Origin of the sequence: Vagococcus luciliae (genome assembly GCF_024637875.1) — a bacterium.
GTDB classification, from domain to species: Bacteria; Bacillota; Bacilli; order Lactobacillales; family Vagococcaceae; genus Vagococcus; species Vagococcus luciliae.
Genome location: NZ_CP102451.1, coordinates 1,550,394 through 1,574,135, shown reverse-complemented (window position 1 = coordinate 1,574,135; position 23,742 = coordinate 1,550,394). Strand labels below are relative to the sequence as shown.

Sequence of the window (23,742 nt, the reverse complement as noted above, 5' to 3'; positions counted from 1 at the left end):
TCAATTTGAACAGTGTATAGGTTCACTATGTTGTTTTAACATGGTATCATTAGAAAAAATTGAAAGAGGTGTCGGAATGAAAAAAATAATAAGGGTGATGGTGATGTTGATTACAGGAACCGTCTTGTCTACTAATTTTTTCGAAAAATCATTACATGTCAAACCAGTTGATGGTCAACCTAATTGGTATCTGTGGCTTTATCTACTAGGAATGGTCTTCATTATGGGAGGACTACTTTTAGGGGCAAAAGAATTAATTAGGTATTTATCACGAAAAACAAGTTTCCCTTTTTATCAGTCTCTCACTTATTTTGTACTTGGAGGCGCTACTTTTGTTGCAACTTACAATGGACTCATGAAAGTGGAGCTACTAAATTTCTTAATTGATCCTTATTTTCTGTTGTTTCTTTTTAGTTTAGCTACTTTAGCATGGGCACTGGTATTATGGATTAGTGAACTATTTTCACTATATAAAGATAGACAAACAAAAAATTAAAGTTTATCCTTTGTCCCATAGGAAGTCATCCTTCAACAAGATAGACTGTTATGAGATACTTAATTACCTTAATGATGTTGACAGCAATTGTATTGGGTATCATGGTGACCATGATACGAAGCCATTTAATATGACTGATGCAAAAACAATTTATCATTCCTTATAAACGTTTGTTTTGATTAATTTTTAACTAGTTTAATATAAATTAACATAAAAAATATTTTAGTCATTTCAATCCTTTTTAATTAACATAAAATACCATTTAGTGGTAATCTAATATTAAAAGGAGGTTTTATCATGGCTAACAATCAAAATAATCATAATATGCATGATATGCATCATGATTCTATGAAGCATACTGATCACGATATGTCACATATGTCAATGGATCATTCTAAGATGGATATGAGTAATCATCAAATGGCAGGTATGGATCACTCCATGCATATGGGAAATTTTAAAAAGAAATTTTTTGTTTCTCTTATTTTAGCTATCCCTATTATTTTATTATCACCTATGATGGGAATGACACTTCCAATTCAAATTAGCTTTACTGGTTCTGAGTGGATTGTCATGATTTTATCAACTATCTTATTTTTCTATGGTGGGCAACCATTTTTAAGCGGAGCACGTATGGAATTAAGTCAAAAGCAACCAGCAATGATGACACTCATTGCCATGGGGATATCTGTTTCTTATTTTTATAGTTTATACGGGTTTATCATGAGTCTTGTTAATCCAACTACTCATGTCATGAACTTTTTCTGGGAACTTGCGACGTTAATTGTCGTTATGTTACTAGGTCATTGGATTGAAATGAATGCAGTAAGTAACGCTAGCGATTCATTGAAAAAAATTGCGGCATTATTACCAGATAATGTCACAAGAATCACACAATCAGGAAAAGAAGAACAAGTCTCTTTATCTGATGTTCATGTTAACGACCAATTGATTGTACGTAGTGGTGATAAAATTCCTGCAGATGGAACAATTATTAAGGGTAGTACCACGGTCAATGAATTTATGATTACAGGTGAATCACAAGGTATTGTAAAAAACATCGATGACAAAGTAATCGGCGGGACCATTAATGGAAATGGAACGATTGAAATAAAAGTGACTGGTACTGGAAAAACTGGCTATATTTCAAAAGTAATGGACATGGTACAACAAGCTCAAAACGAAAAAATTCCGCTAGAATCTTTATCAGATAAGGTAGCTAAGTGGTTATTTTATGTGGCATTAGGTAGTGGAATCATCAGTTTTATTATTTGGTTAATCATTAGTAAAGATGTTGGGATAGCATTTGAGCGTATGGTAACAGTTTTAGTTATTGCTTGCCCACATGCACTTGGTTTAGCCATTCCTTTGGTTATTGCTCGTTCAACTTCTCTTGCTGCTCAAAATGGTTTATTATTAAAAAATAAAAAAGCACTTGAAGCAACTAATCATATTGAATATGTTTTCTTAGATAAAACAGGTACCTTAACTCAAGGACAGTTTGCTGTAACTGGTTTTAACATGATTTCTGACCGGCTATCTGAAAATGAGGCATTAAAAATTATAGGGGCGTTAGAAAAGAATGCTAACCATCCTATCGCTACAGGTATCATGGATTATATTAATCAAAAACAATTGACACCTTATGATTCATCAGATACTCAAGCTATTTCTGGTGTTGGAGTTACAGCTGTAGTCAATGGAAAAACAGCAAAAATAGTAAATGAAAAAGGATTAACTGATGTGTCTAATCAATTTAATCCTTCAATAAAAAAAGAGTACCAAGAACAAGGAAATACATTAAGTTTTCTAATATATGATGGCTTACTTATTGCCATGATTGCTCTTGGTGACACTATTAAGCCTGAATCTAAAGAATTTATTGCTAAATTAAAAGAGCAAGGTATCACACCTGTTATGTTAACTGGTGATAACCAACAAGCAGCTGATACAGTTGCTAAATATCTTGGACTTGATCATTACTATAGTGAATTATTGCCAGGCGATAAAGAAAAAATTGTGAAAGAATACGTTAATAAAGGCGATAAAGTGATGATGGTAGGGGATGGTGTGAATGATGCTCCTAGTTTGATTAGTGCAACAGTTGGTGTAGCTATTGGTGCTGGAACTGACGTTGCTATCGATTCAGCAGATATTGTTTTAACTAATAGTAATCCTGAAGACGTATTAAAATTACTTAGCTTAGCTAAGCATACTCGACGTAAAATGATTCAAAATTTATGGTGGGGAGCTGGTTATAATATTGTGGCTATTCCATTAGCTGCTGGAGTCCTTGCTCCAATAGGTATTTTACTAAACCCTGCTGTCGGTGCTGTTTTCATGTCATTGAGCACTGTTATTGTCGCTATCAATGCTTTAACGTTACGAATTGGAAAAGAATAGTAAAAAAATGGTCATTCAATAGAGGTAGCATATTAAATCTGGAAAATTATCATTTTAGGAGTAGAGAAATCTACTCCTTTTTTGTTGTTCTATACACTATTTTTTGACCGATAATTGATTATGTCAAATACTCAAATAAAAAATCGCGTTAGTAAAATTTTTTCTATCAATACAACCCAGTTTACAAGTTATATTAATTATTGAAAAAATGTATTTATATTATTTTTGTTTGTTTTAACGTATTTAAATAACTTATATCGATTAATTAAATTCCATATAAATGATTTTTGTTATGAATAAACTATAAAATATAACTTGTTTATCTTTTATGAATATTCTGTTAATATAGTATGCATAATTATATTAAAAAGGAGCTTTTATAATGAAATATAGAAATATTGTCCTTTTAAGTACAAGTTTGTTGTTGTTTGGTACTGTAACTCCTACTGCATTACCGATTATTGGAGGAGAAAATGTTCAAGCTCAAGAAAAAGGTTACTTAGAAGCAGGAAAAGCATACGTGGAATACGGAGTGCTCAATCAAGATTTAGTCTCATCAGATGGTGAAGTTTATCCTGCTGGTACTAAAGTGGCACGCGCTTCTCGACAAGACGGTATTGCTACTGGTGTTTATTACTTAAACTTAAATGTTGGAGCATTTTTCTCTACTGGTGCTGGGAAGATACCTGCTCAATATGTAACAAAAGTATCAAGTGAAATTTTCCAAGCTGGAGCGACTGGAAAAAATGTAGCGAATAACCCTGTATCACCTGGTGCCAAAGATAGTCCATTGCAACCTTATACACCTACACCTGCGCAAGTAGACAAAACAGAATTAAATAAGGTTATCGCTCAAGCTGAACAAGCTATCAATGCTGACATTTATACAGATTCATCTGTAGCTAATTTAAAAACAGCTTTAAATAGTGCTTATGGTGTGCGTGATAATTCAAATGCATCTCAACAAGATGTAGATAATACAACATCTACATTACAAACAGCAATTTCTGCTTTGCAAAAAAAACCAGTTACTACTAACAAACAAGAGTTACAAAATACGATTAACCAATCTAAAGCTGCAATTGAAAATCCTAATGGCTATACATCAGAAACATTTAATCCTTTCAAGCAAGTGTATGATGCAGCCGTAACGGTTTTAAATAACCCAAATGCATTACAATATGACATTGATGACGCTGAAGGTGCTTTAAGTTACCGTCTAAACAAATTAAAAAAGGTTTCAACACCAACAGTAAACAAATCTCAATTGCAATCAGCTATTAAAAATGCAGAAAGTAAATTAGCTGATTTCGGTAATTATGCTGATAATTCAGTTTCTGCTTTAAGCACAGCATTAAACAATGCTATATCTATCAACGAAAACTCTAATGCAACGCAAAATGATATTGATAGCACATTATCTGCATTAAATTTAGCAGTTGATAAGTTACAACTTAAACAACAACCAGCTGAAGTGAATAAAAAAGCATTAAATCAAGCCGTTGGTGATGCTACCAGCGTGTTAAAAGACGACAGTCATTATACTGAGGAATCTGTGAAAGCTGTAAAAACTGCATTAACTAAAGCGGAAAAAATTCAAAATGACCAAAACGCGACACAAGATCAAATTGATGAAGTGACAAAAACTCTAAATCAAGCTATTTCTGAACTACAACAAAAAGATATAGTAAGCAAAAGTGCGTTACAGTTTGCCATTGATGATGCTAATAAAGCCTTACAAGCGGAAGAACGTTACACTCAAGAATCCGTTAATGAGTTAAAAATAGTAATTGAAAAAGCTGAACTAGTTTTAAATGACCAAAACGCGACACATGATGAAGTGAATGCTGAAACCATCTCTTTAACGAAAGCTATTAAAAACTTAGAACTAGCTGAAAAACCAATAGAAATGAATAAAGTTGAGTTAAAAAATACTCTTACAGTTGCTAATAATGTGCTAAAAGACGAAAGTATTTATACTTTAGAATCTGTAAAAACTGTTAAAGAAGCTATCACCAACGCTGAAGCTGTTAATTTAGATGGGCAATCAACACAAGAAGAAGTAGACAAAGCGACAATTAGTTTATTGAAAGCCATTGACGGCTTAACTAAAAACACAGAAACACCTGTGCAAGTAGATAAAACAGCCTTACAAGATGCTTTAACTAAAGCGAATAAAGTCACTGATTTATCGTCATATACCACAAGTTCTGTTAATGTATTTAAATCAGCTAAAACAAATGCTGAAACTGTTAATTTAGATGATCAATCAACACAAGAAGAAATAAATCAAGCGACAACTAGTTTATTGAAAGCCATTGACGGCTTAACTAAACACACAGAAATACCTGTGCAAGTAGACAAAACAGCCTTACAAAATGCTTTAACTAAAGCAAATAAAGTATCTAAATTATCTCAATATACTACACTTTCTGTTGCGTCATTTAAATTAGCAAAAAATACTGCTGAAGCTGTTAATTTAACTAGTAAAGCAACTCAAAAAGAAGTAGATCAAGCGACAACTAATTTATTAAATGCTATTGAAGGGTTGAAAAAAAATAATTCAATCGATAGTACGACCACAAACAATAAAGGTAGCAATTCTCTTAATAATATAACTAAATTATCTACTAAACCGACAACATCTAATATAGTAAAAGGGAATAATAAAACATTGCCTAAAACAAATGAAAAACCTGTTAATCAGTTATTAACATTATTTGGTGGCCTTACTGCTACGCTTTCTTCATTATTTGTTCTTAAAAGAAGAAAATAACAATAAAAAACGTATTAGATTGTAAGTTTTTACAATCTAATACGTTTTATTTTTATAATCCTATTAGAAATCCATATTTTTAAATCTTCATCTGCACCAAATAGCTTGAGTTTCAATGATAAGCAAACGTCATTTATTAAATTTTTGTACTTATCTATGACTCATTTTTCTTGCATTACCCATTAATTTATCGTGATTATCATATAAAAATGACGTTTAATCAATAAAATCGTCATATAATTACCATGAATTATTAAATGTTTTAAGTTATTATAAACTAATTGAAATATACTAGGAGGAATACAGAATGTGCACAAGTATTACATTACAATCAGAAGATAAATTAAATTTTTTTGCTCGTACAATGGATTTTGGATTTGAATTAAATGGCTTACCAATTGCCATACCAAGACATTATGCTTCAACCTTTCATTTTGAAGGTACTTTAAAAACAACCTATGCTTTTGTAGGGACAGGGCAAAAAATTGGTAATGATTACATGTTTGCTGATGGAGTGAATGAAAAAGGACTTGCTATTGCAGAGCTTTATTATCTTAATGAAGCATCTTATCAAACCAGTCCTGTTGAAGGGAAAATTAATTTAACCCAAGACGAATTTTTAACATGGGTACTTGGACATGTTGCAAGCATTGATGAATTAAAAGAGGTAATAAAACAAGTAGAGATGATTGGGGTAAGCAATCCCTTGTTATCCGTTATGACACCACTACATTTTATCGTATCAGATAGAACTGGAAAATGTGTGGTTGTTGAAACGAATAATGAAACACTAACAGTAAAAGATAATCCTGTTGGTGTCATGACAAATAGTCCAACACTTGAATGGCATTTAACTAACTTGAATAATTACTTATCTATTCAACCAACGAACTATGCTTCAAAAGAACTAGATGGTTATACCATAAAACCATTTGGACAAGGCTCAGGAACATATGGTTTACCAGGTGGGTTAACATCGCCAGAGCGATTTGTGCGTGCAACTTATATGAAAACATACGCAGAAAAAGGAAAAAATGAATCACAAGCTCTAAACAGCATCTTTCACATTTTAAACACTGTGACCATTCCTAAAGGAGTAAACATTAAAGACGATGGTCACAATGATTATACGCAATATCGTGCGGCATTTAACTTAAATAGTGCCACTTATTACTTTAATCCATACTATACACAGGAAGTATTTTCAGTAGAACTAACGGAAGATTTGTGCTCAAAAGATGATGCTACTGTATTTTCAGTATCACAAGATTTTTCTGTCACAAAATTGAACTAAAGACGAAAGAGCGTTTAAAAATAACGCTCTTTTTATGATATAATCTAACTAAACAAGAAAAGGAGGAGGAAACATGCATTTAGAACATGCGGCAATGTATGTTGATGATTTAGAAAAAATGAGAGCGTTTTACGAAAGGTATTTTAATGCCACAGCAAACCAAAAATACCATAACCCAAAGACAGGATTAGAGACTTACTTTCTCTCATTTGAAACAGGCGCACGATTAGAAATAATGACTCGTCCAGATAAAGTGGATGAAGAAAAACAATTATACCGAACAGGATTGACTCACTTAGCTTTTAAAACAAATTCAAAAGAAAAAGTAGACATCTTGACGTCTCAATTAAAAGAAGATGGATACAAGGTATTAAGTGGTCCGCGAATAACCGGAGATGGCTATTACGAAAGTGTCATCTTTGATCCAGAAAATAATCAAATTGAAATTACAGGTTAAAAAGAGGCTGACTAAAAAGTCCTAAAATAGAAAAATCCCATGACACCCGTTAATTAAAACGTTGATTTCATGGGAGTTCTATTTTGTTAGTCAAGTGATTTTTATTTAAAAAATAACTTTTGGGTCAGCCTCTTTTTTATATTCCTAATCTGAAATCTGCTAAAGTGTTTCCAATTTCATCCGTTGTTATGCCAATATATCGTTTAGTCACTTTTTCAGAACTATGATTAAATATTTCCATTAATGTTGCAATATCTCTTGTTTTTCGATAATAATGATAACCAAATGTTTTTCTAAGAGAGTGAGTGCCAATATCTTTTCTTCCTAAATTATCGGCGATTTTTTGATACTGTTTATACACCGTGTTTACTTTCAAGTGTCCACCTTGTTGACGACTTGGAAACAACCACTCATCATCGTCTTTTCCTTTAATATATTCTGCAATGACATCTTGTAAATTATCAAGATACAATACTTTTCGTTTCCCAGTTTTTCTTTCAACAATGATAGGACGTTTTTCATATTTGATATCTCTTACTTTTAGTTTCACAATATCTGACATCCTTAATCCATTGTTAATGCCAAAAATAAATAGAAAGGTATCGCGTTCTGGATAGTTTGTTCTTCTAAGCCAAAATAAAAAATCATCTATCTCAGTTTGACTGCGTAACGGTTGAACATTATACGACATTTTTACCACTCTTTTCTCTAAAATTTACAGTTCACTATTTTTATTATATAATAACACAATAATGAACTTAATAATATAGAATTTTAAACCCTTGATAAATCAACACTCAAGTTCATGATTTTACATAATATAGTGAACTCAAATAAAGATTAATTCATTTCCATGTTTGCTACAGGACGATTCTAAGCACTTTAAATTTTTAAAGATGGATAATTATCCAAACAAATGCTTAAAATCATTATTTGAAAATTAGGAGGAAATAATGAAGTTAGTACCAATTGAACAAATAGATATTCCAACCATTAAACAATTTAAAGAGTCATTCAATCAAACTCAGGATATTATACATGGAGCCAATCAATTACAACGATCAAAAGACATCAATCAATGGTTACGAGATGTCACAATTTTAAAAACAAAAGATTATAAACAATCGGTTCAAACAACACACTATGCACTCATTAATAACCTAGGTGAAATGATTGGTATCTCTGATGTCAAACATCATTTAACACCTTATCTACAAAAAGAAGGAGGACATATTAGTTATAGTATTTCACCTACTTATCAAGGAAAAGGTTATGGAACATTATTGCTTAAAGAAACGCTAAAAAAAGCACATACGTTAGAATTAAAAAAAGTACTGCTAACTTGTAAAGAAACTAACATTGCATCTAAGAAGGTGATTGAAAACAACCAAGGTATCTACCAATACACTATAGTGGTAAACCAATCCAAAGTAGATCACTATCTCATCCATTTAGATAACAATAATTATATTATGTAAACTAAATAGTGTGTTTTTAAAAAAGATAGCATAAATCAAATGATATTTTAATTATTTTATTGACAACCTCTCATTTAACTACTATACTTAACTCAATCTTACATCAGTTTGGAGTGGAAATATCATGAAAACAACTCATATAATAAAAAGTCCACAACTGAATAATTACTACTTTAGCTATTTTAGATAGGTTTGTGTTCATCAATATGTGGATACAAACAATCCAAGTTTGTATCTATGATGGCTAAGGAAATTTAGATTGATTTCAAAACCCACATAGATCTTAGAAAATCTATGGTGGTGTTTTACATATACTGTATATTAAGTATAAGGATGTTCACTGTAGAATTTTTTAAGTCTACGTGAGCATCTTTTTTATTAGGAGGAATTTAAAAACATGTCATGTATTGAAGTGAATGGGCACACCAGATTAGCAGGATTTTTTGCTAGTCCCGCAAAGCATAGTTTATCTCCAATATTGCATACCACATCATTTGAAGAACTTGGTATCAATGCTGTTTATCTAGCATTTGATATTAAACCTGACCAACTGACCACAGCGATTAACTCGATTCGTACATTAGATATGATGGGAGTTAACTTATCAATGCCACATAAAGTTAACGCTCTACCACTCATGGATGAATTGTCTAAAGAAGCGACTTTGATAGGTGCTATTAATACAATTGTTCATAAAGGTGGTAAGTTAATAGGACATAATACAGATGGATTTGGTTTTATGGAAAGTTTGCGTGTTAATCAAATTCCTATTAAAAATCAAACGATGACGATTTTAGGAGCAGGTGGCGCTGCAACTGCTATTTTAGTCCAAGCAGCACTCGATGGTTTTAGTGACATTCACATTTTTAGTCGATTGGGTAATCGGTTTGATGAAATGAAAGAAAAGATTCTGGAATTATCTAATATAGTAGACTGTAAGATAACGCTAACGGATTTATTTGATTCACAGACTTTAAAAAAAGCAATTAATAGATCACATATACTCGTTAACTCGACAAGCGTTGGTATGATAAACGATGACTCATTGATTGATGACTCACTATTAAGACAAGACTTGGTTGTTTATGATGTGATTTATAATCCAAGAAAAACCAAACTATTAAAAAAAGCAGATCAAAAAGGCTGTCAGACCATTAATGGACTTGATATGCTATTGTATCAAGGGGCAAAGGCATTTAATCTTTGGACAAACCAAGATATGCCCATTGAAAAAGTAAAACACATTATAGAAAAAGCATAAGAAAGAGGGAGACTATTATGATCGTAATTATGAAATTAGGAGCAACAAGTGAGCAAATTGAAAGAGTAGTAAAAAGAATAGAAGAAAGTGACTTAGAGGTGCAAATCAATACTGGCGAAGAACAAGTCGTATTAGGAATTAAGGGTGATACTCGAAATATTCAAGATGTTGCGTTCAAAAGTTATGATGGGGTAGATAAAACTGTTCGTATTACCAACACATATAAACTAACTTCTCGTGAATTCCATCCAGATAATACTGTGGTAGACGTTGATGGATTAAAAATTGGTGATGGTAGTTTTGTTACAATGGCAGGACCATGTTCTATTGAGGGATTAGACCAAATCCGTGAAACTGCTCGTATGGCAAAAGCTGGTGGAGCAAGTGTCTTACGTGGTGGAGCGTTCAAACCTCGTACATCTCCTTATGCTTTCCAAGGTTTAGAAGAAGAAGGCTTAAAATACATTAGACAAGCGGCTGATGAATTTGATATGAAAGTCATCACTGAGGTAATGGATGAAGCTCATATTGACATGGTAGCTGAATACTCTGACATTTTACAAATTGGTGCTAGAAACATGCAAAACTATAAATTACTTAGCGCTGTGGGACAAACTGGTAAACCAATTGGCTTGAAACGTGGGATTGCAGGAACAATTGATGAGTGGTTAAATGCTGCTGAATACATTGCTGTTGCTGGAAAAAGTGATGTTATCTTTATTGAACGTGGTATCCGTACTTACGAAACGGCGACACGAAACACGTTTGACTTAAGCGCCATCCCTATTATTAAAAAATTAAGCCACTTCCCTATTATTGCTGATCCTAGTCATGGGACTGGCGTATGGGACTTAGTAACACCAATGGCAAGAGCAAGTGTCGCTGCAGGGGCTGATGGTATGATCGTGGAAATTCACCCAGATCCAGCAAACGCTTGGTCAGATGGGCAACAATCATTAAATGAAAAAACTTACTTACGAATGATGGACGAAGTAAATGTATTAGTAAAGGCAATGGAAGAAATAAAATCACTATAAACTAAAGGAGTCTTTTGCATGATTGAAGTAAATTTACCAAATCACCATTATAAAATTGAGGTTCAACGAGGTCTTTTAAAATCTTGTGGGCAATGGGTGGCGAATATTTGGCGACCACAACGAGTAGCGATTATCACAGATGAAACAGTCGCAGAGCTTTATGGTGAGGATGTGGCAGATAATTTAGTTGACCACGGCTTTGACATTACTATGCTTGTCGTTCCACCAGGTGAAGAAAGCAAATCACTGGAAAAAGCGACATATTTATATGATGCTTTAGCTGATAACGACTTTACACGAAGTGATGGTGTGATTGCTTTAGGTGGAGGTGTCATTGGTGATTTAGCAGGATTTGTGGCCTCGACTTATATGAGAGGAATTCATTTCTTGCAAATTCCAACAACCTTACTAGCACAAGTTGATTCAAGTATTGGTGGAAAAACGGCAGTTAACACAAAAAAAGCGAAAAATTTAGTTGGGACGTTTGCGCAACCTGATGGTGTTTTGATTGACCCTAATGTGTTAAATACATTAGAAATCAGACGTGTTAGAGAAGGTATCGCTGAGATTATCAAATCAGCTGCTATTGCAGATAAAGATCTTTGGAACTATCTAGGTACATTAAAAAATGAAAAAGACTTATTAAATCATGCAGAAGAAGTGATTCATGCCTCACTAAATGTCAAACGTCGTGTTGTTGAAGAAGATGTTTTCGACCATGGTAGTCGTTTAACACTTAATTTTGGTCACACAATCGGTCATGCAATTGAAAAAACATCTGGTTATGGTGTGATTAGTCATGGTGAAGGGGTTAGCTTAGGAATGGTCATGATTTCCAACCGTGCCGAAGCATTTAATCAATCTCCTAAAGGTGTGACAGAGGATTTAATTAAAATGTTGGAAAGATTTAATTTACCAACCTCTATTTCATTAGATCGTGACATGATTTACGAAGCTATCACTCACGATAAAAAGGCTCGTGGTAATACAATTAAAATTATTTTATTAAAAAAAATCGGGCAAGCCAAAATCGTTGATATTCCAATAGAAACAATAAAAGATTACATTATCGAGGAGGAAGTTTAGTGAGATATATTACAGCCGGTGAATCACATGGTCCTGAACTAACGGCAATTATTGAAGGACTTCCTGCAGGATTACCTTTAACTGCAGATGATATTAACAAGGAATTAATTAGACGACAAACAGGTTACGGTCGAGGTGGGCGCATGATTATTGAAACAGACCGTGTTAGAATCACTTCAGGTCTCCGTCACGGAAAAACATTAGGCTCTCCTATTACACTAGTCGTGGAAAATAAAGACTGGAAAAACTGGACGAAAGTCATGGGTATTGAAGACGTGCCTGAAAAACAAAAGAAAATCCGTCGTGTCGCTAGACCAAGACCAGGACATGCTGACTTAGTTGGTGGCATGAAATACCACTTCAATGATTTAAGAAACGTGTTAGAACGCTCGTCGGCACGTGAAACAACAATGCGAGTGGCAATCGGTGCAATCGCTAAAAAAATCCTTTCAGAATTAGACATTGACGTTGCTGGTCACGTCACCATGCTTGGTGGGATTAAAGCAACAGTTCCTGATGGATTAACTGTATCAGAAATTCGCGAAATGTCAGAACAATCTGATGTACGTGTGGTAGATGCTACTATTGAGCAAGAGATTAGAGATTTAATCGACGAAACAAAGAAAAAAGGCGACACAATAGGTGGTGTTGTTGAAGTTTTAGTCGGTGGTGTTCCAGCTGGTCTAGGAAGTTATGTCCAATGGGATCGAAAATTAGATGCCAAAATCGCACAAGCTGTCGTTAGTATTAACGCGTTTAAAGGCGCAGAGTTTGGTGTAGGGTTTGAAGCAGGTGTTTTACCTGGTTCTCAAGTCATGGATGAAATTCTGTGGGATGAACAAAAAGGTTACACTAGAAGAACTAATAATCTTGGTGGATTTGAAGGTGGTATGACAAATGGTGAGCCAATTGTGGTACGTGGCGTTATGAAACCTATTCCTACATTATACAAACCTCTTCAAAGTGTTGATATTGACACAAAAGAGCCATATAAAGCAAGTATCGAACGCTCAGATAGTACAGCTGTTCCGGCTGCAAGTGTAGTAGCTGAAAATGTGGTCGCAACTGTTGTAGCAAATGAAATTCTTGAAAAATTTGAAAGTGATTCGTTTGAAGAACTCGTTCAATCAGTAAAAGAGTATAGAGAGTACACTAAAAACTTTTAGTCGCTAGGAGGATGCTTATGACTAGTAAAACCATCATGATTGTTGGTCTAGGACTAATTGGTTCTTCGTTGGCTAAATGTATAAAATTAGACCATCCTGATGTAACACTCATTGGATGGGATTATTTCGATAGCACAAAACTAATTGCTAAAAAAATTGGCATCGTAGACAACCTTCCTGATTCATTTGAAGAAGGTGCTAAATTAGCAGATGTCATTATTTTAGCTACGCCTGTGTCGATTTCAATAAACTATTTAAATCAACTATCCTCGCTTTCATTAAAAGAAAACCTCTTAGTGAGTGACACAGGTAGTACTAAAAAAGAGATCATGCAACAAGCCAAAGAGATGCCATTTGATTTTATCGGTGCTCACCCAATGGCAGGATCACATAAATCTGGTGTTACAGCTGCTGATGAGAACTTATTTGAAAATGCTTATTTTATTATAACGAACGATCGACACATAAACCGTGTGGAGGAGTTAACACAACTATACAGCGGAACTCATGCCAAATACGTGGAACTAACATCTGATGAGCACGATGAAATTACAGCAATGCTATCTCATTTGCCACATATTATTGCGTCAGGTTTAGTCAATCAAGCCGATGCCTTTAATCAAGAGCACCCAAGAGCCAAACAATTAGCCGCTGGAGGATTTCGTGATATTACAAGGATCGCATCATCTGATCCAAAAATGTGGACGGATATCTTAATGAGCAATCGCGCAACACTTGTTCAAGAGCTTGATGATTGGCAAAAGCAAATGAATCAAGTTAAACAGTGGTTATTAAGTAAAGACTCTAATGCCATTTATGATTTTTTCGAACGGGCAAAAGAAACCCGCGACCAACTTCCAATCCATCAAAAAGGATCAATCCCGGCATTTTATGATTTATTTGTTGATGTGCCGGATAAACCTGGGATTATTGCTGAAGTTACAGGTCTTTTAGGAGAAGCTAATATCTCAATTATCAATTTAAAAATATTAGAAACACGAGAAGACATTATCGGTGTGCTTCAGGTTAGTTTTAAAAATGACCATGATTTATTGCAAGCAAAAGAATGCATTGAATCACACACAGATTATGTCTGTCGAATACAATAGGAGGTAATGACACTATGAAATTAATCTCAGCTAATCCATTAAATGGAACCATTCATGTTCCTGCTGATAAATCTATTTCACATCGAAGCATTATGTTTGGTGCGATTTCAGAAGGTACCACAACCATCAAAAACTTCTTACGAGGAGAAGATTGTTTAAGTACACTTAACGCATTTAAAAGCTTAGGTGTACCAATCACAGATGATGGTGAAACCATTCGTGTAACAGGTGTAGGCTTTGATGGTCTAAAAAAACCAGCTACTTCACTTGATTTAGGTAATTCTGGTACCACTATTCGTTTAATGATGGGGATTTTGGCGAAACAGTCATTCGACACGATTTTATTTGGTGACGAGTACTTAAACAAACGTCCAATGAATCGCGTCATGTTACCACTTAATCAAATGAATGCTAATCTATCTGGGCATGATAATAGTGAATATCCTCCTATTCATATTTCAGCTAATAATCAACTAACACCAATCACTTATCACATGCCAGTAGCAAGTGCTCAAGTGAAATCTGCTATCTTGTTTGCAGCTTTGCAAGCTGATGGTGAGACAACTATTATCGAAAAAGAACCCACTAGAAATCACACTGAAGAAATGATTCGTCAATTTGGTGGGTCTATCACAACAGATGGAAAAGACATTCGCATTACAGGGCCACAACGACTGGTTGGACAAAACGTCACTGTGCCTGGTGATATTTCATCTGCGGCGTTCTTTTTAGTTGCAGGAGCTGTTGTACCAAATAGTGAAATCGTGCTTAAAAACGTGGGGGTTAATCCAACAAGAACAGGGATTCTAGATGTTTTAGAAGAGATGAATGCCGATGTGGTGATTAGTGAAGAAGATCATGCTAACCAATCAGCCACCATCACTGTCAAAACAAGTAATTTAACTTCTACAATAGTTGGTGGGGATATTATTCCTCGTTTGATTGATGAAATTCCCATTATTGCTTTGCTAGCAACACAAGCAGATGGTCAAACAGTCATTAAAAATGCTGAAGAACTAAAAGTAAAAGAAACCAATCGTATTGACGCAACAGCTGAAGAATTAAGAAAAATTGGTGCAGATATCAAGCCAACTGAAGATGGGTTAATCATCAATGGCCCATGTCAATTGCACGGTGGAAAAGTATCTAGTCGAGGGGATCATCGTATCGGGATGATGCTTCAAATTGCTGCTTTATTGACTGATGAAGAAGTCATTATGGAAAAATCAGAAGCTGTCTCAGTATCTTATCCAGCTTTTTTCGAGGATGTCACACGACTTTCAAGAGGTGAGCATTAAAATGACGCTTGTTTTAATTGGCTTTATGGGAGCAGGTAAAACCACAGTTGGTAATGTATTAGCAAAAAAAACAGCAACGAAACAAATTGATTTAGACCAGTGTATTGTCAAAAAAATTGGGCTGCCTATATCTGAGTACTTTGATAAGCATGGAGAAGAAGCTTTTAGAGAGCTTGAAACCGCTATGTTAAAAGACTTTCTAAACACACCTGGTATTTTATCGCCAGGTGGTGGGGTAATTTTAAAAGAGGAAAATCAAGTGTTATTAAAAAACCATGCTACTGTCGTTTATTTACAAACAGATTTAGATGAATTATTACGTCGAATCGAGCAAGATACGGCAAATTATCGTCCGTTGTTGCATAATAAAACAATAGAAGAGGTGAAAGATATCTTTTTGCCTCGAATTCCTATTTATGAAGAGATTGCAGATCATATTGTCGATACCACAAATAAAACACCAGAAGAAATCGCTGATGTTATTTTAGAATTAGTAGGTGATTAAATGAAAGTTGGTTATTTAGGACCAAAAAACTCGTTTACATACAAAGCAGCATCATATTATTTTGATGATTCATCATTACAGCCTTACGCAAGCATTACGAATTGCTTAAATGCCTTGAAGAAGAATCAAGTTGATTATGCGGTTGTACCAATTGAGAACTCATTGGAAGGGTCTGTTCACACAAGTATGGATGGACTCTTTCAACAAAAAGATATCACTGTTTGTCGTGAAATCATTTTACCAATACAACAAAACTTATTAGTAAATGATTTGACAATCATTCCTAAAAAAATCTTATCACATCCACAAGCTCTAGCACAATCACACCAATTTTTGGAAACATATTACCCGGATGTGTTGATAGAACAAGTTCCATCAACAACATTTGCTGCAGAGTATGTGGCTGAACACCCATCTGAGTCAGTTGCAGCAATTGCCTCAAAAGAAGCAGCAAGAGAGTATGGGTTAGAAATTTTATCATCAGGCATTCAAGACAATCGATTTAATCAAACACGTTTTTGGTTATTAGGTAAAGAGCCGTTTAGACAAGATGAGTACCAACCGAAAAAAATAACGCTATTTATAACATTACCTAAAAATGCCCCTGGTATTTTACATAAAGTACTCTCAGCCTTCGCTTGGCGTGAAATTGATTTAAGTAAAATAGAATCACGACCATTAAAAACTGAATTAGGTGAGTACTACTTTATTCTTGATGTCCTGATTGATGATAACGTCAAACTAGTTGAATATGCACTTGAAGAAATCACCATGTTGGGTGCTAAATATCAGTACCTAGGGTATTATCCCATTGTTATAAAGGCGTGATTGCGAGAAAATTATATGTGTTGTTATAATCCTTATAATGGATTAGATTTATTTACATAGCAATCTGCGTTAGAACAAATTAGTAATATATTATACAAAAAAAAACAAACCAAAATAAAATAGTTATTAGAGCTTTTTATTTTGGTTAATTTAAGAAAGAGAGAAGTATCATATGTCGATAAGTAAATTATTTTTAATTGGTTTACATAATATATATTAAACGAAGTAGTTTTAGGGATTAAATTTTACAAGATATACCATATTATTCATAAAACACATCATCATCATGAGCCATTCATATATATAGTTTATTTAACTAAATAAAACCTATCTATCTTGCTATGACTTATAGCATTATTATATTAACATGACTACATGATGAAGTTTATTTATATTATCTACTTGTGTAAATACATTATGATAGTTAAAAATATAATGTTGATTAAATAGATCTATCGTGATTATTTATATAGTTTAACTGGTTATCTAATTACTATTAAATAACAAATAGCTTATATATTTACCATGATAATAAAACTAATTAATCTCTTATTAATCAGCTAAATAACTTATGTAATATTGATTTATCCTAAATAAATAGAAATCTATCAAACATTTTAAAGATTCATAGATACTTTTTTACCTTTCTTGAAAGTATCATCTTTCAAGAAAGGTAAAAATATTATTATTTTAAAATAACAATATATCATTAGTCTTATTGACTTATTTTAAAATAAAGTATATTATATATACAAACATACGTTTGGAGGTTATCTTATGTCTCAAGAAAAAAATATAAATCGATTAGAATTAGAATTAAAGACTCTTCCCTTCTTTGTTCATGAATATGTACAAAAAAAAAGCATTGTTCCCTATTCTGTCACCACTCTATATGAATATTCTAAAGAATTTCGTCGCTTTTTTGAATGGTTAAAACATGAGTCCCTTATTTTTTCAGATACTGCTAGTATCACACTTGAAGAAATGAATCATTTAACATATGAAGATGTCGAATTATATAAAGGCTACCTTCTTTCATCACCACGTCTTGGAACAAGCTCAGACGGAAGACTAAGAAGTCATGTAAGTATTCAGCGCTCCATTACAGCGTTAAAATCATTATTTCAATTTTTAGCAACTCAAACAGAAAATCAAGATGGAAAACCATATATACAACAAAATATTATGTTAAAAATAGATAATGTTAAAACTGGACGAACACTTCAAGATAGATCACGAGCAATCGAAAAGAAAATTTTAATAGGAGATGAATCTCTAGAATTTATTGAGTTTATTGACACGTCTTACGAAAATTTATTAACTAGTCATCAAGCAAAGTATGCGTTTAAACGAAATAAAACACGTGATTTGGCGATTATTGCTCTATTTTTAGGTACTGGAATTCGTCTATCTGAATTAGTCAATATGAATGTGTCAGATTTGGATATCTCTAATATGGAAGCGACTGTTATTCGTAAAGGCGGATTTAAAGACACCACAATGATTTCTTCTGTTTTTATGGAATACATTAGTGAGTACGCTAAAGAACGCCACACTCTCTATCACCCAGAAAGAACTCAAAAAAGTTTATTTCTTTCACTCTATCGAGGAAAAGCACAACAAATCGATCAATCAACTGTTGAAAAGTTAGTGGCAAAATATAGTAGTGCCTTTAAAACACGTATTACACCACATAAATTACGACATACGGTAGGAACTCAACTCTATAAAAAAACAAATAGTTTACTGACCGTCTCTCACCAACTAGGACAGACAGGAACGAGTGCTACTGCTCTATACACTCATTTAGTTGATGAAGAAAAAAGAGAAGCGATTAATGATTTATGGACTAATTAAAGTCATTCATTCTTTGAATGGCTTTTTGTATATAAATCATGATTAAATAATCTCATAATTATGACGTATTTTTGTTATAATTATTTTTATAAATCGAAATATGACAAAGGAGTTGCATTATGTCTCAAAAAAGATATCGAATTGACATACCAGCCTCGTTTATTGACGAAAATAAGTTAGAAAGCGATAAAGTTTTACAAGTTAGAAAGGAAGACAATCGTCTAATTCTTGAAAAACCAACGATTGTTAAGAATAATGAAGCAATTTCACTTAAGTATTTCATTTATCCATCTATTGTGATGACACTAATATTTTGTTATTCTATTTACCAAAAATCCCTTGGACAAATTCCTTTAACTGGTAATTTTTCTATTGCTAGCCATTTGATTTATTTAGGATTAATTAGTGGTATGTGTTCTTTTTCTTACTTTTTTATTAAAGGAAAACGAAATCCTAAAAACAAATCAACATTGGATATCTATTGGCGAAATGTCCCTACTATTATTTTTTCATTTACTGTTACATTAGCCCTCTTGCTGTCTTCATTCTTTTGGATGATTAGCAAACTATTTGTTGGAGCTAGCTTTGATGAATTTACTGCAATAACTATCTTTTTTATGTTTGCCTGTATTATTAATTATTTTATGATTTATTCTGCCAACATATTTACTTCATCAATGATTGTGTCTTTATTAGTAGCTGTGATTATTGGGGGCATTTTTTTTGCTATGTTAACAAATAGTCAAAGCAAGTGGTGGCAACATAACTTTAGTTATCTTGGCACAAATGAAGCGATAAGAAGTTGGCCGTTTAATTTAACGCTTATTTTAGCTTCTTTACTAATGATTGCTTTAGTTGATTATTTGTTCGTTAACTTAAAAAATCATGGCTATAATGGAAAAGGTATTACTATTTTACGTATTTTGATGATATTACTTTCTCTTTCATTAGGCGGTGTTGGTTTCTTTCCTAATAATGAAGGCGTCTGGCATGAATTACACAATCACGCTGCTAATCTTTTAGTATTTATTATCATCCTTCTTATTATAGGGATAAAATGGCTTTTACCCAAAGTCACAAAAGAATTTTTGATTGTCTCCTATGGCATAGCTATCATTTTATTAGTAGCAAATTTTCTATTTGAAACGATTGGTTATTTATCACTTACTGTTTTTGAAATTATTGCGTTTGGATTAGCTTTTAGTTGGATTTTATTATTATTACAACAAATTAATCGATTATGTGCTTATGAAGATGATGTGATTTTAGTTAAAATAGAAGAGATTACTAAATAAAAAGATGTGAAGGTAAAACCCTTCACATCTTTTTATGATTGTTTTTTAAATGCTTGATAGTACTCATTTAATAATTCTAGCATCTGTTGTCCAATTTTTTGATAGTCTTTGGTTGGTAAATTTGCCTCAGATACACGTAAGTCACCAGGATTAGCCCCAAATCCAACGCCATCCATTAAAACAATTCCATTCTTTTGCGCAAGATTAATTAAAAAATCGATTTGTTCATAATGAGTTTCTAAATAGTGACTAAACTCAGCCCCATATTTTTCTTCTGCTAAATGATAAATATTAATCATTGAATAATACTTAGCATTTTTGGCACTTTCATCTTTAGCATAATCTAAAGCAGCATGTAATTTTTCGTAACGCTCATTCACTAATTTTTTTGAAGCCTCGATATAATCATCACTTATGTCTGATACAACTAAATGAGTCAAACTAAATAAAGCTTCCATAATTTGCGACGGTGTTGATAATCCTGCAATATGATACAAGCCAATCGACCGGCTATCTGCTACCATTCGATCAATGAAGCTCATTTCTTCAGTATCTAATACGACAAGATTATAACGTTTATTTAATTTAGCTTGTTCTTCACTAGGTAACTCTTTAATTAACTTATCGAAGACATTTTCTTTATGTAATCCAATGATGCCTAGTCGCCATCCTGTTGCACCAAATAATTTTGAGTAAGAGTACACTAATAATGTATTAAAAGGAACAACAGAATAGACTGTCTGAAAATCATTAACAAACGTGCCATAGACATCATCCGTAATAATCATTAAATCAGGGTTATTCATCACCGCTTTTTTTATTTCTTTTAATGCTGTATCATCTAGTGCTTTTGATCCTGGATTACTTGGATTAACTAGAAAAAAAGCTTTTAGCTCTGGATCATTTAATTTATCAATAGTCGTTGGATCTATTTCCCAATTATGTTCTTCTTTAGAACTTAAATCTAACTCAACGAGTTCATAATCGTTTAACACAGGGATTTGTAAATAGGGAGTAAAAATCGGGGTATTAATTGCAATTTTATCACCAGGTTTGATTAACTTGTTTTCTTTTAAAGAATTAAACGTATAAACAATGGCAGCACTCCCTCCTTCTGTAGGAAAAAGAGTGGTATCATTTGCTAAGTCTACTCCATTATATAAAACACTTTGTAAATATTGATTTAATATGATTTCAGTATGTTTTAACACACGATTTGGTGACGGGTATAAATTTCCTAAGACACCATCAATAAATTCTTTCACTACATCATCCAAATCCAATCCTAATTTATTCTTCAAATAGTCTAAACAAAGGACTAAGAATTGATCTGTTTCATTAGTTTGAGGTGCTAAAAATTGTACTAAACGTTTAGATATTCCCTCTAACTCTGTGTAACCAACTAAATCTCCATCGGAAATCGTCCGTTCAGATTCTTCAATACCAAATTCTACTAATCTAGAGAATGCTAAACGTGCTTTCTTATTAATCCAATTAGGATTGCCACGTCCAGCATTTAAATAAGGATTCCCTTTTGCGTTAATCTTTGCTAATTCAACCATCTTTTCACTAATTTCAAAGGCACCAAGTGTCTCTATTTTTTCTTCATCAGAAATATTCATATTGTTATCAACCTCCGCTAATTAAAAATAAATGTTTTTATTATTCAATAATGTGTTATAGTATAACATTTCAATGAGTTAATTTCATTTATAAAGTATAATATTCAATAAAATATCATAGGGTTCACAAAATTATCATATCGATTTTTAATATAAAAAAAGACTTAGATAAATCCCTAAGTCTTTTGGTTCACATAATATTATTATAGTTTATTTGAGATGTGGTTTTCAGCAATGGTATAATCTCCCAAATACGGGACATCTCTTCCTTGTATTTTTTGATATAAATCTCGACCTTTTCCTGCTAATATAACAGTATCATGGCTCGTAGCTAAATCTAATGCTTGTTTAATCGCTTCTTCTCTATCTATTACAATATGTTGAATAACATCTTTATTTGTAATGTATTGACTAATTTCATTAATAATCATTACAGGATCCTCGTATCCAGGATCATCAGATGTGAGAAACACAATATCAGTATAATCATTTAATACATCACCAAAGTCTTTTCTTCGAGATGTTGCCTTATCTCCCGTACTACCAATCACAGTAATAATTCTTCCATCTTGATGTTCATTTTTAGCAAATCCTAATAAACTCGTTAAACTTACTTTATTATGGGCATAATCAATATACACAGTAGAGCCATTTTTTTGAATGAGTTTTTCCATTCGACCAGGAACAATTGCTTTTTCTAACCCTTTTTGACAACTATTAATATCAACTCCTAATAGTCTAGCAGCCATCAAACTAGCTAAAGCATTATCCTTATTAAAGTCACCCATTAAACTTAACTTATAAGTATCACACAAATCAAGTACATCTTCCTGTGCTTCAACACTAAAACTTGAGGCATTTCCTCCCTTTTCCCAGTAATAAGTTGTAGATTTATCATGCGAACTATAAGTAAGGGTTGGGATGTTTCTAGCTTGTGCTTCTTCTAGAATTAATGCCACATCTTTTGTTTCTTTGTTTACAATAAAATGTTTCGAATGTTGAATTAATTGTCTCTTACAATAATAATAATCATCAAACGTTGGGTGTTCTATTGGGCTAATATGATCTGGCGAAATATTAAGGAAAATTCCAACATCAAACATTAGTTTATAAACACGATTTAACTTATACGCCTGTGAGGATACTTCCATTACTAAATGTGTCATCTGATTATCAACTGCTTGTGCCATCATGCGATATAAATCCATTGACTCGGGTGTTGTTAAATGGGACTTAAAATAAGTCTTTCCATCTAGTGTGGAATTCATCGTAGAAAACATTGCTGTCTTATTTTGGTTAAATTCATCCAATATATATTTTAAAAAATATGCTGAAGTTGTTTTTCCTTTTGTTCCTGTAAAAGCAACCACTTTTAATTTCGTTTGTGGGTAATCATAAAAAGCCATACTAATCAAAGCCATTGCTTTTCTAATGTCTGTCACAATGATTCCTAAGCCATCATTCACCTCAAAAGGCATCTCTGATACATAAACAGATAACCCTTGTGACATAGCAGCCATTAAATACTCTACTTTAAAACTAGCTCCTTTACAAAAAAATAGCGTCTCACTTGATACATCTCTTGAATCATATGATAAATGAGTGAGAGTTTTATCCTCAACGGGAAGATTATAGTGCCACTCATTGTTATATATAAATTCTTTTAATAAATTATTTTCTTTTAATAATCCTTCTACTTGGTGCAATGAAATCGTCAAAAAAACCACGCCTTACTAATTATAATTTATTGATATTATATCATACTCTTTTAACA

Annotated in this window: 19 protein-coding genes; 16 read left to right on the top strand and 3 right to left on the bottom strand. The window is 32.9% G+C overall.

Annotated features, from left to right (window positions below):
* Positions 1-76 precede the first annotated feature (76 nt).
* From G314FT_RS07620 to G314FT_RS07600, 5 genes are all read left to right on the top strand, one after another.
* Entirely contained in the window at positions 77-496 is a 420-nt protein-coding gene (locus G314FT_RS07620) for a hypothetical protein (protein ID WP_257700157.1), read from the top strand.
* A gap of 297 nt (positions 497-793) precedes the next feature.
* Positions 794-2,899: a heavy metal translocating P-type ATPase gene (locus G314FT_RS07615; RefSeq protein WP_279348152.1), complete on the top strand. Its 2,106-nt coding sequence runs from the start codon at positions 794-796 to the stop codon at positions 2,897-2,899.
* A 382-nt stretch (positions 2,900-3,281) separates the two neighbouring features.
* Positions 3,282-5,675, top strand: a complete 2,394-nt coding sequence (locus G314FT_RS07610; protein ID WP_257700156.1) for an LPXTG cell wall anchor domain-containing protein — start codon at positions 3,282-3,284, stop codon at positions 5,673-5,675.
* Between the two features lie 307 nt (positions 5,676-5,982).
* Positions 5,983-6,969, top strand: a complete 987-nt coding sequence (locus G314FT_RS07605; protein WP_257700154.1) for a choloylglycine hydrolase family protein — start codon at positions 5,983-5,985, stop codon at positions 6,967-6,969.
* 73 nt (positions 6,970-7,042) lie between these two features.
* Entirely contained in the window at positions 7,043-7,426 is a 384-nt protein-coding gene (locus tag G314FT_RS07600; RefSeq protein WP_257700152.1) for a VOC family protein, read from the top strand.
* A gap of 136 nt (positions 7,427-7,562) precedes the next feature.
* Here the strand turns inward: G314FT_RS07600 and G314FT_RS07595 are convergent, their stop codons facing one another.
* Positions 7,563-8,117 (bottom strand): tyrosine-type recombinase/integrase, encoded by a 555-nt coding sequence (locus G314FT_RS07595; protein ID WP_257700151.1) that lies wholly within the window; start codon positions 8,115-8,117, stop codon positions 7,563-7,565.
* A gap of 262 nt (positions 8,118-8,379) precedes the next feature.
* On the opposite strand from G314FT_RS07595, the gene G314FT_RS07590 reads away from it, so the two are divergent.
* The 11 genes from G314FT_RS07590 (at position 8,380) to G314FT_RS07540 (ending at position 20,346) form a co-directional block, all read left to right on the top strand.
* Positions 8,380-8,904 carry a GNAT family N-acetyltransferase gene (locus G314FT_RS07590; RefSeq protein WP_257700150.1) on the top strand — a complete coding sequence of 175 codons (525 nt, stop codon included), beginning with the start codon at positions 8,380-8,382 and terminating at the stop codon, positions 8,902-8,904.
* Positions 8,905-9,301: 397 nt separating this feature from the next.
* Positions 9,302-10,165: a shikimate dehydrogenase gene (locus G314FT_RS07585; protein ID WP_257700149.1), complete on the top strand. Its 864-nt coding sequence runs from the start codon at positions 9,302-9,304 to the stop codon at positions 10,163-10,165.
* A 17-nt stretch (positions 10,166-10,182) separates the two neighbouring features.
* Positions 10,183-11,202 (top strand): 3-deoxy-7-phosphoheptulonate synthase, encoded by a 1,020-nt coding sequence (gene aroF, locus G314FT_RS07580; protein ID WP_257700147.1) that lies wholly within the window; start codon positions 10,183-10,185, stop codon positions 11,200-11,202.
* Positions 11,203-11,220: 18 nt separating this feature from the next.
* Positions 11,221-12,288 (top strand): 3-dehydroquinate synthase, encoded by a 1,068-nt coding sequence (aroB, locus tag G314FT_RS07575; RefSeq protein ID WP_257700145.1) that lies wholly within the window; start codon positions 11,221-11,223, stop codon positions 12,286-12,288.
* Positions 12,288-13,454: a chorismate synthase gene (aroC, locus tag G314FT_RS07570; protein ID WP_257700143.1), complete on the top strand. Its 1,167-nt coding sequence runs from the start codon at positions 12,288-12,290 to the stop codon at positions 13,452-13,454. Before aroB ends, aroC begins: the two co-directional genes overlap by 1 nt.
* 17 nt (positions 13,455-13,471) lie before the next feature.
* Positions 13,472-14,563: a prephenate dehydrogenase gene (locus G314FT_RS07565; RefSeq protein WP_257700141.1), complete on the top strand. Its 1,092-nt coding sequence runs from the start codon at positions 13,472-13,474 to the stop codon at positions 14,561-14,563.
* 14 nt (positions 14,564-14,577) lie between these two features.
* On the top strand, positions 14,578-15,861 hold the full coding sequence (aroA, locus tag G314FT_RS07560; protein ID WP_257700139.1) for a 3-phosphoshikimate 1-carboxyvinyltransferase: 1,284 nt from the start codon (positions 14,578-14,580) through the stop codon (positions 15,859-15,861).
* A gap of 1 nt (position 15,862) precedes the next feature.
* On the top strand, positions 15,863-16,366 hold the full coding sequence (locus tag G314FT_RS07555) for a shikimate kinase (protein ID WP_257700137.1): 504 nt from the start codon (positions 15,863-15,865) through the stop codon (positions 16,364-16,366).
* The gene (pheA, locus tag G314FT_RS07550) at positions 16,367-17,194 is read left to right on the top strand and encodes a prephenate dehydratase (protein ID WP_257700135.1); all 828 of its coding nucleotides are present in this window, start codon (positions 16,367-16,369) and stop codon (positions 17,192-17,194) included.
* A gap of 777 nt (positions 17,195-17,971) precedes the next feature.
* Entirely contained in the window at positions 17,972-19,051 is a 1,080-nt protein-coding gene (xerS, locus tag G314FT_RS07545) for a tyrosine recombinase XerS (RefSeq protein WP_257700133.1), read from the top strand.
* 119 nt (positions 19,052-19,170) lie between these two features.
* Complete coding sequence (locus G314FT_RS07540; protein ID WP_257700126.1) at positions 19,171-20,346, top strand: DUF998 domain-containing protein; 1,176 nt, start codon at positions 19,171-19,173, stop codon at positions 20,344-20,346.
* Between the two features lie 32 nt (positions 20,347-20,378).
* Here G314FT_RS07540 and G314FT_RS07535 read toward each other — a convergent pair whose 3' ends face one another.
* Positions 20,379-21,968 carry a bifunctional aspartate transaminase/aspartate 4-decarboxylase gene (locus G314FT_RS07535; RefSeq protein ID WP_257700124.1) on the bottom strand — a complete coding sequence of 530 codons (1,590 nt, stop codon included), beginning with the start codon at positions 21,966-21,968 and terminating at the stop codon, positions 20,379-20,381.
* Positions 21,969-22,171: 203 nt separating this feature from the next.
* The gene (locus G314FT_RS07530; RefSeq protein ID WP_257700123.1) at positions 22,172-23,686 is read right to left on the bottom strand and encodes a UDP-N-acetylmuramoyl-L-alanyl-D-glutamate--L-lysine ligase; all 1,515 of its coding nucleotides are present in this window, start codon (positions 23,684-23,686) and stop codon (positions 22,172-22,174) included.
* Positions 23,687-23,742 lie beyond the last annotated feature (56 nt).